The organism is Pantoea vagans (assembly GCF_001506165.1).
GTDB classification, from domain to species: domain Bacteria; phylum Pseudomonadota; class Gammaproteobacteria; order Enterobacterales; family Enterobacteriaceae; genus Pantoea; species Pantoea vagans_C.
Genome location: NZ_CP011427.1, coordinates 3765621 through 3778402 on the forward strand (window position 1 = coordinate 3765621; position 12782 = coordinate 3778402).

The window sequence follows — 12782 nt, forward strand, 5'->3', positions numbered from 1 at the left end:
AAATGACGGAAAAATAACAGGATTATGACGGGAATGTGACGAGGTAAAAGCGCATAAGAAAGTTTTAAGTGGCACGAATTATCTCAAATTCGTGCACTGTGTTCGGACCGTCGGCGTTACATTCAAACCGCACCTTCAATCAGACCGCCGGCGGCACAGTCAGATTGCGGGCGGACAGCGCGCACATTATTGTAGCGGCGCGATTCATCGCGCGTTTGCAGGAAGCGCAATGAATTGCGCCGCTACGGATCTATGCAGCCATGATAGTATTTCAGGCACCCAGGTAAGCGCTACGGACGGCTTCGTTGGACAACAACGCTTCTCCGCTGTCTTCCAGCACTACATGGCCGTTTTCCAGTACGTAGCCACGATCGGCCAACTTCAGTGCCTGGTTGGCGTTTTGCTCCACCAGAAAGATGGTCATGCCCTCTTTACGCAGTTGCTCAATAGTGTCGAAAATCTGCTGAATGATAATCGGCGCTAAGCCCAAAGAAGGTTCATCTAGCAAAAGTAAACGCGGCTGGCTCATCAACGCGCGGCCAATGGCCAGCATCTGTTGCTCACCACCGGACATGGTGCCCGCACGCTGCACTTTACGCTCTGCCAACCGGGGGAACAGTTGGTAAACGCGTTCAATGCGCTCCTGATACTGCTGACGCGTGGCAAAAAAACCGCCCATCGCCAGGTTCTCTTCCACTGTCATACGCGAAAACACGCGGCGGCCTTCTGGCACAATCGCAATCGCTTCACGCATGATTTTGGCGGTTTGCCAGTCAGTAATCTCTTTACCATCAAACACCACGGTGCCGCTGGTGGCGCGTGGCTCACCGCACAGCGTGCCGAGCAGCGTGGTTTTACCCGCACCGTTAGCACCAATCAGGGTGACAATTTCCCCCTGATTGATGTGCAGATTAATGTTATGCAGCGCCTGAATCGGGCCGTAATGGGCACTGACACCCTGCAAAGTTAAAATTGGGTTTGCCATATTACGCCTCACCTAAATAAGCACGGATAACATCCGGATTGTTGCGCACTTCTTCCGGCGTGCCGTTAGCCAGCGGTGTGCCCTGATTGACCACATAAATGCGGTCAGAAATTCCCATTACCAGCTTCATATCATGTTCAATCAACAGCACCGAGACCTTGTGCTCGCCACGCAGTTCGGCAATCAGTTCATCCAGCTCATGCGTTTCACGTGGGTTAAGTCCTGCAGCCGGTTCATCCAGCATCAGGATTTCAGGACGTGTCACCATGCAGCGCGCAATCTCCAGACGGCGCTGTTGACCGTAAGCGAGATTACCCGCCTGGCGGTTAGCCAGATCCAGTAAACCAATGCGCTCCAGCCAGGTCGCGGCACGATCCAGGGCTTCACTTTCGCCACGGCGAAACGCTGGCGTCTTGAACAGACCGGAGAATACGCCGCTTTTCAGATGCTGATGCTGCGCCACCAGCAGGTTTTCGATCACCGTCATTTCACGGAACAGACGCACGTGCTGAAAAGTACGCACGATGCCCATGCGCGCAATCTTCTGGCCCGGCAGGCCCTGTAATGGCTGGTCGCGCAGTTTGATGGTGCCGCCGGTCGGCTTGTAAAAACCGGTCAGGCAGTTAAACACCGTGGTTTTACCGGCACCGTTTGGGCCAATCAGTGACACGATTTCCTGAGGGTGCAGTTCCAGCGCCACATTGTTGACGGCCAACAGGCCGCCAAAGCGCATCATCAAGCCTTCAACGGCTAATAAAGGCTGACTCATGCCTGCTCTCCTTGTTTACTGCTTTTTAACTTCAGGTGTGGACGCTTCATCGGCAACAAGCCTTGCGGACGCCAGATCATCATCAGCACCATCAAACCACCGAGCACCAGCATGCTGTACTCGTTCAAATCACGCATCAGCTCGCGTGATACCACCAGCAGCACCGCCGCAAGGATTACCGCAAACTGAGAGCCCATGCCGCCCAATACCACAATCGCCAGTACAAAGGCCGATTCAACAAAGGTGAAAGACTCCGGACTGACAAAGCCCTGACGCGCGGCGAACAGCGTACCGGCAAAACCAGCGAACACCGCGCTGATGGTGAATGCCGTCAGCTTGATACGCGTTGGGCTGAGGCCCAGCGAGCGACAGGCAATTTCATCTTCACGCAGTGCTTCCCAGGCACGACCCAGCGGCATACGCAGTAAGCGGTTAATCACAAACAGCGTCACCACCACCAGCAGCAGCGCCACCAGATAGAGGAAAATCACACGATGGTTGGGATCGTATTGCAGCCCTGTCAGCTCATGGAAGGTGGTCCAGCCGCCTTCACTGACGCGACGACCAAATTCAATGCCAAACAGGCTGGGCTTGGGAATCTGCGCGATACCGTTTGGCCCGCCAGTGAGCGAGGTGCTGTTCAGCAGCAGAATACGGACGATCTCGCCGAAACCGAGCGTCACAATCGCCAGATAGTCCCCGCGCAGGCGCAGCACCGGGAAGCCCAGCATCAGACCAAAGGCACCCGCCACTATTCCTGCCAGCGGCAGGCTTTCCCAAAAACCGAAACCGTAATAGTGATTCAGCAAGGCAAAGGTGTAGGCACCGATGGCGTAAAAGCCGCCGTAACCCAGCACCAGCAAACCGGAAAGCCCGACCACCACGTTGAGGCCCAAACCGAGCATCACGTAGATCAGCGTCAGCGTGGCGATATCCACACTGCCGCGTGAGACGAGGAACGGCCAAATCACCGCTGCGGCAATGATCAACGCCATCAGCCCTTTTTGTTTGGCGTTGGAGCCATCAAAACTGGGTAAAACAAAGCCTTTGCCGCTGCGTTTAAACTTGCCCTGCAACAGTGGACGCAATAACTGAAAGACAAACACCACCGCACAACCGATGAAAATCCAGTTCCAGCGCGCGGCGCCAGCGTTGGCCACCACCAGTTTGGTGCCATCCAGATCGAGGCGAACTCCCATAAAGAAGGTGGCGAGCACTAACAACATCACCGTGGAGATAACGGCGTTAACCAGACCGAGGCGCTTCATACTTTTTCCACCTCCGGACGGCCCAGAATCCCGGTTGGCATCACCAGCAGCACCACAATCAACAGTGCAAAAGACACCACATCTTTGTATTCCGTTGACAGATAAGCCGACGTCAGTGCTTCAGCAATACCCAGCACCAGACCGCCAATCATCGCGCCCGGAATACTGCCGATACCACCAAGTACCGCTGCGGTGAAGGCTTTCATCCCGGCCATAAAGCCGATAAATGGGTTGATGGAGCCATAGAACTGGCCCAGCAACACGCCGGCTACCGCTGCCATCGCGGCACCAATGATAAAGGTCAGTGAGATAACACGGTCAGTGTTGATACCCAGCAGGCTGGCCATTTTCAAATCTTCTGCGCAGGCACGACAGGCGCGCCCCATGCGCGAATAGCGGATGAACAACGTCAGTGCCAGCATCGACAGGAACGTCACCACCCAGATCACCAGTTGCATAGTGGAGAGTGTGGCAGCGAAGCCGTTGCTTTCGCCCAGCTTCCACTGGCCGGTGATCAGGCTTGGCAGTGCCAGATCGCGTGAGCCCTGCGTCAGGCTGACGTAGTTCTGCAGGAAGATCGACATCCCGATAGCCGAGATCAGTGCGATCAAGCGCTTCGAGGATCGCACCGGTTTGTAGGCCACGCGCTCGATGCTCCAGCCGTAGGCGCTGGAGATAATGACCGCCATCACGAAACCGGCGGCAATCATCAGCCACGTGGTATCGATACCCATCATCATCAGGGCGGCAATCACGATAAAGGAGACATAGCTGCCGATCATATACACCTCGCCGTGGGCGAAGTTGATCATGCCGATGATGCCGTAAACCATGGTGTAACCAATGGCGATCAGCGCGTAGGTGCTCCCGAGGGTCACCCCGTTGAACATCTGCTGAATGAAATAGAGAAACTGCTCGGACATAGTGAGGACCTGCATGTGGACTAAAAATCCCCTCTCCTTTTGGGAGAGGGTTAGGGTGAGGGAGATACGCGGGAGCCATCAAAACCGTGCGCGCTGTCCCTCTCCCAGCCCTCTCCGGTAAAAGAGAGGGCCAATCTGTTTAAGGTTGGTAATTACTTAACGGCGGTAGAAGAACCGTCTTTGTGCCATTTGAAGACACCAAATTCAAAGCCCTTCAGGTCACCTTTCTGATCCCAGTTCAGGTTACCCATCACGGTTGGAACCGCAGCGCCCTCTTTCAGGTTTTTAGCAATCGCATCTGGCTCGTCGCTCTTGCTGCGTTCGATACCAGCCACAAGTGACTGAATGGCGGCATAGGTGGTCCAGACGAACGGACCGGTTGGATCTTTGCGGTTAGATGCAGTGTTGGCTTTGATCGCCTCAACAATCGCCTTGTTCTCTGGCAACTGGTCATAACGCTTCGGCAAGGTGACATACAGGCCTTCAGAGGCATCACCCGCGATGTTAGACAGTGATGCGTTGCCCACACCTTCTGGCCCCATAAAGCCCGCGTTCAGACCTGCTGATTTCGCCTGGCGCAGAATCTGTCCCAGCTCTGGGTAGTAGCCGCCGTAGTAAACGAAATCGACGTTCTCTTTCTTCAGACGCGCAATCAGCGTAGAGAAATCTTTGTCACCGGCGGTGATACCTTCAAACAACACCACGTTGCCGCCTTTGGCTTTCAGGGTTTTCTGCACCGATTCCGCCAGACCCTGACCGTACTGCTGCTTGTCGTGCACCACAGCGATACGTTTTGGTTTGATTTCATTCAGGATGTAAGTCGCTGCGGTTGGCCCCTGATCCGAATCCAGACCAGTGGTGCGCAGTACGTCAGCATAGCCACGCGCCGTCAGCTCAGGAGCGGTGGCGGCTGGGGTGATCATCAGAATGCCTTCATCATTGTAGATGTCAGAAGCAGGCTGAGTCGAAGAAGAGCAAAGGTGGCCGATAACGTATTTGATGCCGTCGTTAACCACTTTGTTGGCCACTGCAACCGCTTGTTTCGGGTCACAGGCATCGTCATATTCCACGCCAACCAGTTTGTCACCATTAACACCGCCTTTGGCGTTAATGTCCTTGATCGCCTGCGCTGCACCGGTGAACTGCATGTCACCGTACTGGGCAACCGGGCCGGTTGCTGCGCCAACGATGGCAATTTTGATGTCTTTAGCCAGTGCCGCGTGGCTCAACGCCAGCGCAACGCAACCCGCCAGTAATGCGCGTCCTTTACTCATTTTCATGCGTACTTCCCCATCTGTTGTGTCGTGTGTCTGTTGTGATTGGTTTATTTTCTGCCAGTCAAAGAGGAAAACTGATTTTAGAATAATGAGTTAGCGCTCTTTTCTGGCATTTATTGGTAATAAGGCTTTATTTTTCAGGTTATTAAACAGGAACTTTCTTCTGTAAATCAACTGACATATTTAGAATTAGTCGCGTTGAACAGCAGAATCATCTGGTTGTTATGGCCGGTTTTTAGCCAGCTACCCAGCGTGTTATGCTGGCTTTTTCAACGATCATTGATTGCTTACTCCACAATCCTGGCAAACAGGCTGGCATTTGACCTATTTTCATCGCAAAAAAGTGACAGCACGCTGACTGTCTAAATTCGCTACACTATGGCCTTTCTGCCAGTACAGGTAAGGGTAATGAAGCTCACTATTCAGCGGATCACCGCACTGACGCCACAGGATCGGTTGGATTTAGCTAAAGTCTGGCCGCAGATCGATATTGCGCAACTGGAAGCCGCATTAAGCGAGACGCAGCGTTTGTACGCCGCCCGCTTTAACGATCGCCTGCTAGCGGCGTTACAGTTGGAGATGCGTGGGACGCAGGGGAAGATTTCGCAGCTGAATGTGCGTGAAGTCACACGCCGTCGTGGCGTGGGGCAATATCTGCTGGAAGACACTATCGCGCAGAACAGCGAAGTCGCGAATTGGTGGATTGCCAATGATGGCGAGAGCGATCAGGAGATCCGCGCTGCGTTTATGCAGGCCTGTGGTTTTCGTGCGCAAGTGGACGGTTGGGTGCGTTAACCTGGTGCGCATTAATGCGCATCCTACGGGGGATGAGTGTAGGGTCGCCATTTATGGCGACTGTCGAGCAAAAAAAAGGGCGACCCGCTGGTCGCCCCGTTTTGCACCTGACGCTTATCAGGCTTCAATCGCCATACGCAGTTTCTTCATGGCGTTCTTTTCCAACTGACGTACGCGCTCAGCAGAGACGCCGTATTGATCGGCCAGTTCCTGCAGCGTGGTTTTGTTCTCTTCATCCAGCCAACGGGCACGGATGATGTGCTGGCTACGCTCATCAAGGCTCAGCATCGCATCGCTCAGTTTATCTGCGGCATGTGCATCCCAGTTGTCCTCTTCAATGCCATCAGCAAAGTCAGAGGTTTTATCCTGCAGATACAGCACCGGAGCCATCGGCTTGCCTTCGCCTGCTTCGTCATCTGAAGACATATCGAAGGTCATATCCTGCGCGGCCATACGAGATTCCATCTCGAGCACGTCTTTACTGCTCACGCCAAGCTCGCGCGCGACCATTTCCACTTCGTCTTGGTTAAACCAGCCCAGACGCTGCTTGCTTTTACGCAAGTTAAAGAACAGCTTACGCTGTGCTTTCGTAGTCGCGACTTTCACGATACGCCAGTTACGCAGTACGTATTCGTGAATTTCTGCTTTAATCCAGTGCACGGCAAACGACACCAGGCGCACGCCCACTTCAGGATTGAAGCGACGCACCGCCTTCATCAGGCCGATGTTACCTTCCTGAATCAGGTCAGCCTGTGGCAGGCCGTAACCGGAGTAGTTACGAGCAATATGAACAACAAAGCGCAGGTGAGACAGGATCAGCGTCTTAGCTGCATCCAGATCGCCCTGGTAATGCAGTTTCTCCGCTAATGCCTTCTCCTCTTCTGCCGTTAATACCGGCCAGTTATTGGCAGCCCGGACGTATGATTCCAGGTTACCCAGAGGCGCAATCGCTAAAGTTTGCATTTCTTTGGTCATTCAAACCCTCACAAATTCAATGGACTTGCTGCACAGTTCCTTGCGCAGACGTTACATTATGTCAACGTCGCGAAAAAACCAAAAGCAATCTGTGCTACTTGGACGACAAAGTTATCCACAAGTTCAATATTAGCAGTGAATATTTTACACACAGATGACGGCGGAAGAAACAGGAAGAGTCCTCTGCTCCCAGATCGTCGGCAGCAGAGGAAGAGTATATCAAAAAACGTTGCTGTTGGTTACTGCGGCGTAAATCGGCGTAAATGTTGTACAGTCGCTAACCACGCGGCAATCCAGCCGATAATGGCGGCGATCAGCAGCAGCAGCAGTCCTTCGTCCCAGGAAAAACCTTCCAAAACAAAGGTGGTGCCGAACACCGAGGCGACCTGCGCCACCACGGACTGCAAGCGCAATACCAATACCTCGGAGAGGATCAGTGACAACACCGCGCCACTGAAACCGAGCAGCGCACCGCCATACAAGAACGGACGAAGAATAAAGCCGTCGGTGGCACCGATCAGTTTTTGCACGTTGATGGTATCGCGGCGGGCGAAAATGCTGAGTCGCACACTGTTGCCGATCACCAGGAACACCGCGACCACCATCAGCAAGCCAATCATCGAGGCGATTTGCCCCACCAGCCCGGTTAAAGCGGCTAAGCGAGCAAACCAGCTGTCATCCATACGCACTTCATCAACGCCCTGCACTTTCGCGACTCGATCGCGCAGATTGGCCATGGTGTCTGAATTCTGGAAATTGAGCTTCGGCGTGATAATGGCGACAGCAGGCAGCGGATTCTGCTCCAGCATGTCCATTGAGCCGCCAAAGCCGGACCAGTTACGGAACTCATTCAGCGCTTCTTCACGCGTCAGATAATTGACATTATCCACGCCATCTAACTTTTTCAGTTCAGCGGTGACATTCTCGGCGGCGCTATCGTCCAGCGCTTTGTCGAGATACACGGTAAGCTGCGGCGCGGGATACCATTGCGTGGCCGCCTGGCTGACGTTTTTCCACACCATGTAGCAGACGCTCGGCAGCGTTAGCGAGATGGCGATCACCATCACCGTCAGCAGCGTGGCCAGCGGCTGGCGATACATATCCGATAACGTACCGCGCCACGCATAACGCCACTGCTCCTGCCAGCCACCTTTTAACGCCTTGCTTTTCGAAGGTTGCTTCGTCGCTTTTGGCGCTGCTGGGCGCTTATTGCGTTTATTGACCATCGTGGCCTCCGTGCAGACGTCCCTGATTCAGCGTCATCAGGCGGTAATTCCGCCGTGCAATCAGCCCGGTGTCATGCGTTGCCATCAGCACCGTGACACCTACGCGGTTAAACTCTTCAAACAGTCGCAGAATGTCTTCTGACAGCGCATTGTCGAGGTTACCGGTCGGTTCATCCGCCAGCAAAACCGCCGGCTTATTCACCACCGCACGCGCAATGCCAACACGTTGCTGTTCACCGCCTGAGAGCTGGATCGGATAACTTTTCGCTTTGTCGAGCAGGCCAACTTTATCCAGCGCCGCCGACACGCGACGACGAATGTCCTCACCGCTGGCACCGGAGATAATCAGCGGGATAGCCACGTTGTCATAGACCGAACGATCCATCAGCAAGTGGTGATCCTGGAAAATCATACCGATCTGACGTCGCAGGAAAGGCACTTCACTGTGACGCAGACGCGAAATATCGTGGCCGCTAAACCAGATCTGCCCGGCGCTCGGGCGCTCAATGCCACAAATCAGCTTCAGTAAGGTACTTTTCCCCGCGCCGGAATGGCCGGTCAGGAACGCCATTTCACCGGGACGCAGATGAAAATCCACCCCCTGCAGCGCCTGACGTCCTCCCAGGTAAGCCTTACTGACCTCTTCAAAGCGAATCATCCCAATCATTCCTCTCGGGCAAACAGTGCCTCAATAAAGTCCTCGGCCTTGAACGGCCGTAAATCCTCGATGCCTTCCCCGACACCGATATAGCGAATCGGAATACCGAACTGATCGGCAACCGAGAAGATCACGCCACCTTTCGCGGTGCCGTCAAGCTTGGTCAGGGTAATGCCGGTTAAGCCCACCGCTTCATGGAACAGTTTGGCCTGGCTTACCGCATTTTGCCCGGTGCTGGCGTCGAGGGTCAGCATCACTTCGTGTGGCGCATCCTCATCCAACTTCTTCATCACGCGGGTGATTTTCTTCAGTTCTTCCATCAGGTGCGCTTTGTTCTGCAAGCGACCTGCGGTATCGGCGATCAGCACATCCACCTGACGTGATTTAGCGGCCTGAATGGCATCAAAAATCACCGAGGCGGAGTCCGCGCCCGTGTGCTGTGCCACTACCGGAATGTTGTTACGCTGACCCCACACCTGCAACTGCTCAACAGCAGCTGCACGGAAGGTATCACCTGCCGCCAGCATCACTGATTTGCCTTGCGCCTGGTACTGACGCGCCAGCTTACCAATGGTGGTGGTTTTACCTACGCCATTAACGCCGACCATCAGGATAACAAACGGCGTTTTGCCACTGACATCCAGCGGCTCGTCAACTTTTTCCAGAATGCCGGCCATTTCGGCTTTCAGCAGGCCGTACAAGGCTTCTGCATCGCGCAGCTGCTTACGATTCGCCTGCTGCGTCAAATTGGCGATGATGCGGCGCGTCGTTTCCACACCGACATCAGCGATCAACAGCTGTTCTTCCAGCTCTTCAAACAGGTCGTCATCGATTTTTTTGCCACGGAACAGACCGATAAACCCAGAGCCCAGGTTTTCACGGGTTTTCACCAGACTGCGTTTCAGGCGGGCAAAGAAGCCTTCTTTGGTTGGGCGCTCTTGCTCCTGCGTGACAATCGGCGCCGCGGCCAGCGGCAGATCGCTGACGGTATCCTGCGCTTCGGCTTCCGCATCTTCGGCATAGGTTTCCGCTAATGCCAGTGCTTCCAGCTCCTCGTCGCTTAACGCGTCGTCTTCTGGCTCAACCGTTGCTTCGATAACGGGCTGTTGCGGCTCAATCACCGGCTCAACCGGCGCTTCGATAACAGGCTGTTGCGGTTCAATCACCGGCTCAACCGGCGCTTCGATAACATGCTGTTGCGGTTCAATCACCGGCTCAACGGGTGCTTCGATAACAGGCTGTTGCGGTTCAATCACAGGCTCAACGGGTGCTTCAACAATCAGCGTTTCGGCCTGCGGTTCTTCTTCGACAGGCACAACGTCGGGTTGCACTTCCGCTTCAGGCAGCACCGCTTCTTCAATCGCGACAACCGGCTCGGCAACAGGCTCTTCCACTGGCGCCTGCTGCGCTTCGGCAACCTGCTCAGTGACGGCAACCGTCTCCTCGGCCTGCGCTTCGGCGCTTGCTAATGCGCTCTCTTCAGCGATGGGCTCATGCGCGACATCGGTCGATTGCTGCTGCTCTTCCGCAGGCTGTTGCGTCTCTTCTTCTTTGCCAAAGCCTAGCCAGGAAAAAAAGCCGCGTTTTTTCTCTTTTGCCATTGTGTAACCACACTCCTCGATGGCTTATTCCCGGTTGCACGCTGTTCCCAGGGGATAAAAAATTCAATTATTGACGCACGAGCCGCGTAAAAATCAGGCAATTACGCGCGCCATATCAACTCAGTAGTCTAACACTTTCCAGCCAGCGCACCACAGCACCCTTTTTTACGTTTCTTCTCCTTGCTGCGCCCGTTAAACTACGCAACAAATTATGACGAGTTGTGAGCGAAATGAGTAAATCACCCCGCAGCAGTGGCGCTGCTGGCCAAATCCGCATCATCGGCGGGCAGTGGCGCGGTCGCAAATTACCGGTGCCTGACAGCGCTGGCTTACGCCCGACCACCGATCGCGTACGCGAAACCCTGTTCAACTGGCTGGCCCCCGATATTCAGGAAGCACGCTGCCTCGACTGCTTCGCCGGTAGCGGCGCGCTCGGACTGGAAGCGCTGTCACGCTATGCCGCCTCTGCCACGCTGCTTGAAATGGAACGAGCGGTGGCGCAACAGCTGTCGCAGAACCTGCAAACACTGCGTGCAACTCAAGGTACTGTGGTGCAGACCAACACTTTGCAGTGGCTAAATCAGCCGGGCGAGCCGTTTGATGTGGTGTTTGTGGACCCGCCGTTCCGTAAAGGACTATTGCTGGAAACATTGACGCTGCTTGAAAAAAACGGCTGGCTGGCAGAGAACGCGCTAATTTACGTAGAGAGTGAAGTCGAGCATGGCACGCCGGTGGCACCCGCCAACTGGGATTTATACCGCGAGAAGATTGCCGGACAGGTCGCCTATCGCCTTTATCAACGCCAACAGGAGACGCACGATGTGGCTTAATCTGGGACGTTTACTGATGATTTGCGTCTGGGCTTTTTTACTGTTGAATCTGGTGCACCCTTTCCCGACGCCGCTGCGTTACTTTGTCCATGTTGCCTTGTTCTTCATGGTGATTATGCATGGCTTGCAGCTGGTATTACTGCGCGCGACCCAGCCTAAAGAAGCACCGAAGCTCAGTGGCGCAACGCAGGCGAAGATTTTCTTTTTCGGCGTGTTTGAACTGCTGGCGTGGCAGAAGAAGCATTATCCAAAGATGTAGAGAAATCGGCCGCCATCGCGGCCGATTTTATTGCGCGGGGGTAAAGCTGACAAAGCGACTGCCCTTCATCTTCAACTCCCCCTTCGCACCCTTATCGATTTGATGATAATCGTTGGCGCTGACCACCACTTTGATGTCACTTGCACCATTCAGCGGATGAAACAGGGCTTCATACTTCATGTCTTCAGCCACAATCTCTTCACGCTGGCGTGAACGGCGATTGGGCGACGGATACTCACGTTTGGTTTTGACTTCCACGCTGAGAGAACGAACCGGGGAAGCGTCATTGACCGCAGTTTCACGGCGTTGCTTGATAAACTGACGGGTCGCCAAAACGGCAATAATCGCCAGAACGATAAAAAAGAGTAGCGGTGGTTTGCTCATGTTTTCTCTCGTGCTTTGCGTTGATAATAGAACAAATAAAGACGACAAAGCATACAACCAGAGTTGACCGATTGTCACATTCGCCGCCGGTAACTTACACTGGGATCGCGATTTTGGGAAAATTCAATACTCTGAGCTGCGTGTTCAGAAAAGGGAGAAAACATGCTTTGGTCTTTTCTTGCCGTACTTTTTTCCGGTTGGCTCTACGTTGATGCTTCGTACCGTGGCCCGCAATGGCAGCGCTGGCTGTTCAAACCCGTCACCTTACTGCTGTTGGTGGCTTGGGCCTGGCAGGCACCAACGCTCAACACCACCGACTATTTGATCCTCGCTGGGCTGGTTGCCACATTGGTTGGCGATGCGCTGACGTTATTGCCACGTCAGCAAATGCTCTATGCGCTGGGCGCATTCTTCCTGTCACACCTGCTGTATACCATCAGCTTTGCCGCCCACATGACCATGAGCTTCTTCTGGCCGATCCCGGTGACCCTGCTGGTGATAGGTGCCGTGGTGATGGGCATCATCTGGTCAAAACTCGAAGATTTGCGTTGGCCGATCTGTACGCTGATTGGCATGACGCTGGTGATGAACTGGATGGCAGCGGAAAACTACTTCTTCCGCCCGACTGACTTCAGCTTTTCGCTGCTAGTGGGTGCAGGACTATTGCTGTTGGCCAATATTGTCTGGTTTATCAGTCATTATCGCCGCCGTTTCAGTGCTGATAGCGCCATTGTGGCCGCCTGCTACTTTGCCGGTCACTTTATGATTGTGCGCTCACTGTGGCTCTACTGAAGAAATAATGACCTTTAACGCTTGACTCTGGAGTGGACTC

The 12782-nt window shown here is 54.2% G+C and carries 14 protein-coding genes; 4 read left to right on the forward strand and 10 right to left on the reverse strand.

Annotated elements, in window-relative coordinates; translation table 11 throughout:
- Nucleotides 1-271 precede the first annotated feature (271 nt).
- From livF to LK04_RS17490, 5 genes are all read right to left on the reverse strand, one after another.
- A complete protein-coding gene (gene livF, locus LK04_RS17470; protein ID WP_039331711.1) occupies nt 272-985 on the reverse strand; it encodes a high-affinity branched-chain amino acid ABC transporter ATP-binding protein LivF in 714 nt (237 codons plus the stop codon).
- 1 nt (nt 986) lies between these two features.
- Nucleotides 987-1754 (reverse strand): high-affinity branched-chain amino acid ABC transporter ATP-binding protein LivG, encoded by a 768-nt coding sequence (gene livG, locus LK04_RS17475; protein WP_039331713.1) that lies wholly within the window; start codon nt 1752-1754, stop codon nt 987-989.
- Nucleotides 1751-3022 (reverse strand): high-affinity branched-chain amino acid ABC transporter permease LivM, encoded by a 1272-nt coding sequence (locus LK04_RS17480; RefSeq protein ID WP_039331715.1) that lies wholly within the window; start codon nt 3020-3022, stop codon nt 1751-1753. Before LK04_RS17480 ends, livG begins: the two co-directional genes overlap by 4 nt.
- Complete coding sequence (livH, locus tag LK04_RS17485; RefSeq protein WP_039331717.1) at nt 3019-3945, reverse strand: high-affinity branched-chain amino acid ABC transporter permease LivH; 927 nt, start codon at nt 3943-3945, stop codon at nt 3019-3021. Before livH ends, LK04_RS17480 begins: the two co-directional genes overlap by 4 nt.
- Before the next feature lie 152 nt (nt 3946-4097).
- Entirely contained in the window at nt 4098-5225 is a 1128-nt protein-coding gene (locus LK04_RS17490) for a branched-chain amino acid ABC transporter substrate-binding protein (RefSeq protein ID WP_039331722.1), read from the reverse strand.
- A gap of 405 nt (nt 5226-5630) precedes the next feature.
- Here LK04_RS17490 and panM point away from each other — a divergent pair, with 405 nt between their 5' ends.
- Nucleotides 5631-6017 carry an aspartate 1-decarboxylase autocleavage activator PanM gene (gene panM, locus LK04_RS17495; RefSeq protein WP_039331723.1) on the forward strand — a complete coding sequence of 129 codons (387 nt, stop codon included), beginning with the start codon at nt 5631-5633 and terminating at the stop codon, nt 6015-6017.
- Between the two features lie 117 nt (nt 6018-6134).
- Here the strand turns inward: panM and rpoH are convergent, their stop codons facing one another.
- The 4 genes from rpoH to ftsY form a co-directional block, all read right to left on the reverse strand.
- Nucleotides 6135-6992 carry an RNA polymerase sigma factor RpoH gene (gene rpoH / locus LK04_RS17500; RefSeq protein WP_039331724.1) on the reverse strand — a complete coding sequence of 286 codons (858 nt, stop codon included), beginning with the start codon at nt 6990-6992 and terminating at the stop codon, nt 6135-6137.
- 239 nt (nt 6993-7231) lie between these two features.
- The gene (gene ftsX / locus LK04_RS17505; protein WP_039331725.1) at nt 7232-8218 is read right to left on the reverse strand and encodes a permease-like cell division protein FtsX; all 987 of its coding nucleotides are present in this window, start codon (nt 8216-8218) and stop codon (nt 7232-7234) included.
- On the reverse strand, nt 8208-8876 hold the full coding sequence (ftsE, locus tag LK04_RS17510) for a cell division ATP-binding protein FtsE (protein WP_039331726.1): 669 nt from the start codon (nt 8874-8876) through the stop codon (nt 8208-8210). Before ftsE ends, ftsX begins: the two co-directional genes overlap by 11 nt.
- Before the next feature lie 5 nt (nt 8877-8881).
- A complete protein-coding gene (ftsY, locus tag LK04_RS17515; RefSeq protein ID WP_039331728.1) occupies nt 8882-10477 on the reverse strand; it encodes a signal recognition particle-docking protein FtsY in 1596 nt (531 codons plus the stop codon).
- 230 nt (nt 10478-10707) lie between these two features.
- Between ftsY and rsmD the strand changes: the two genes are divergently transcribed.
- Together rsmD and LK04_RS17525 are read left to right on the forward strand one after the other, a co-directional pair.
- Complete coding sequence (gene rsmD / locus LK04_RS17520; protein WP_039331731.1) at nt 10708-11307, forward strand: 16S rRNA (guanine(966)-N(2))-methyltransferase; 600 nt, start codon at nt 10708-10710, stop codon at nt 11305-11307.
- Complete coding sequence (locus tag LK04_RS17525) at nt 11297-11566, forward strand: DUF1145 family protein (protein WP_039331733.1); 270 nt, start codon at nt 11297-11299, stop codon at nt 11564-11566. The genes rsmD and LK04_RS17525 overlap by 11 nt, the downstream gene beginning before the upstream one ends.
- 27 nt (nt 11567-11593) lie before the next feature.
- Here the strand turns inward: LK04_RS17525 and LK04_RS17530 are convergent, their stop codons facing one another.
- The gene (locus tag LK04_RS17530) at nt 11594-11950 is read right to left on the reverse strand and encodes a DUF2500 domain-containing protein (protein WP_039331734.1); all 357 of its coding nucleotides are present in this window, start codon (nt 11948-11950) and stop codon (nt 11594-11596) included.
- 162 nt (nt 11951-12112) lie between these two features.
- Between LK04_RS17530 and LK04_RS17535 the strand changes: the two genes are divergently transcribed.
- Nucleotides 12113-12742: a lysoplasmalogenase gene (locus LK04_RS17535; RefSeq protein WP_039331735.1), complete on the forward strand. Its 630-nt coding sequence runs from the start codon at nt 12113-12115 to the stop codon at nt 12740-12742.
- Nucleotides 12743-12782 lie beyond the last annotated feature (40 nt).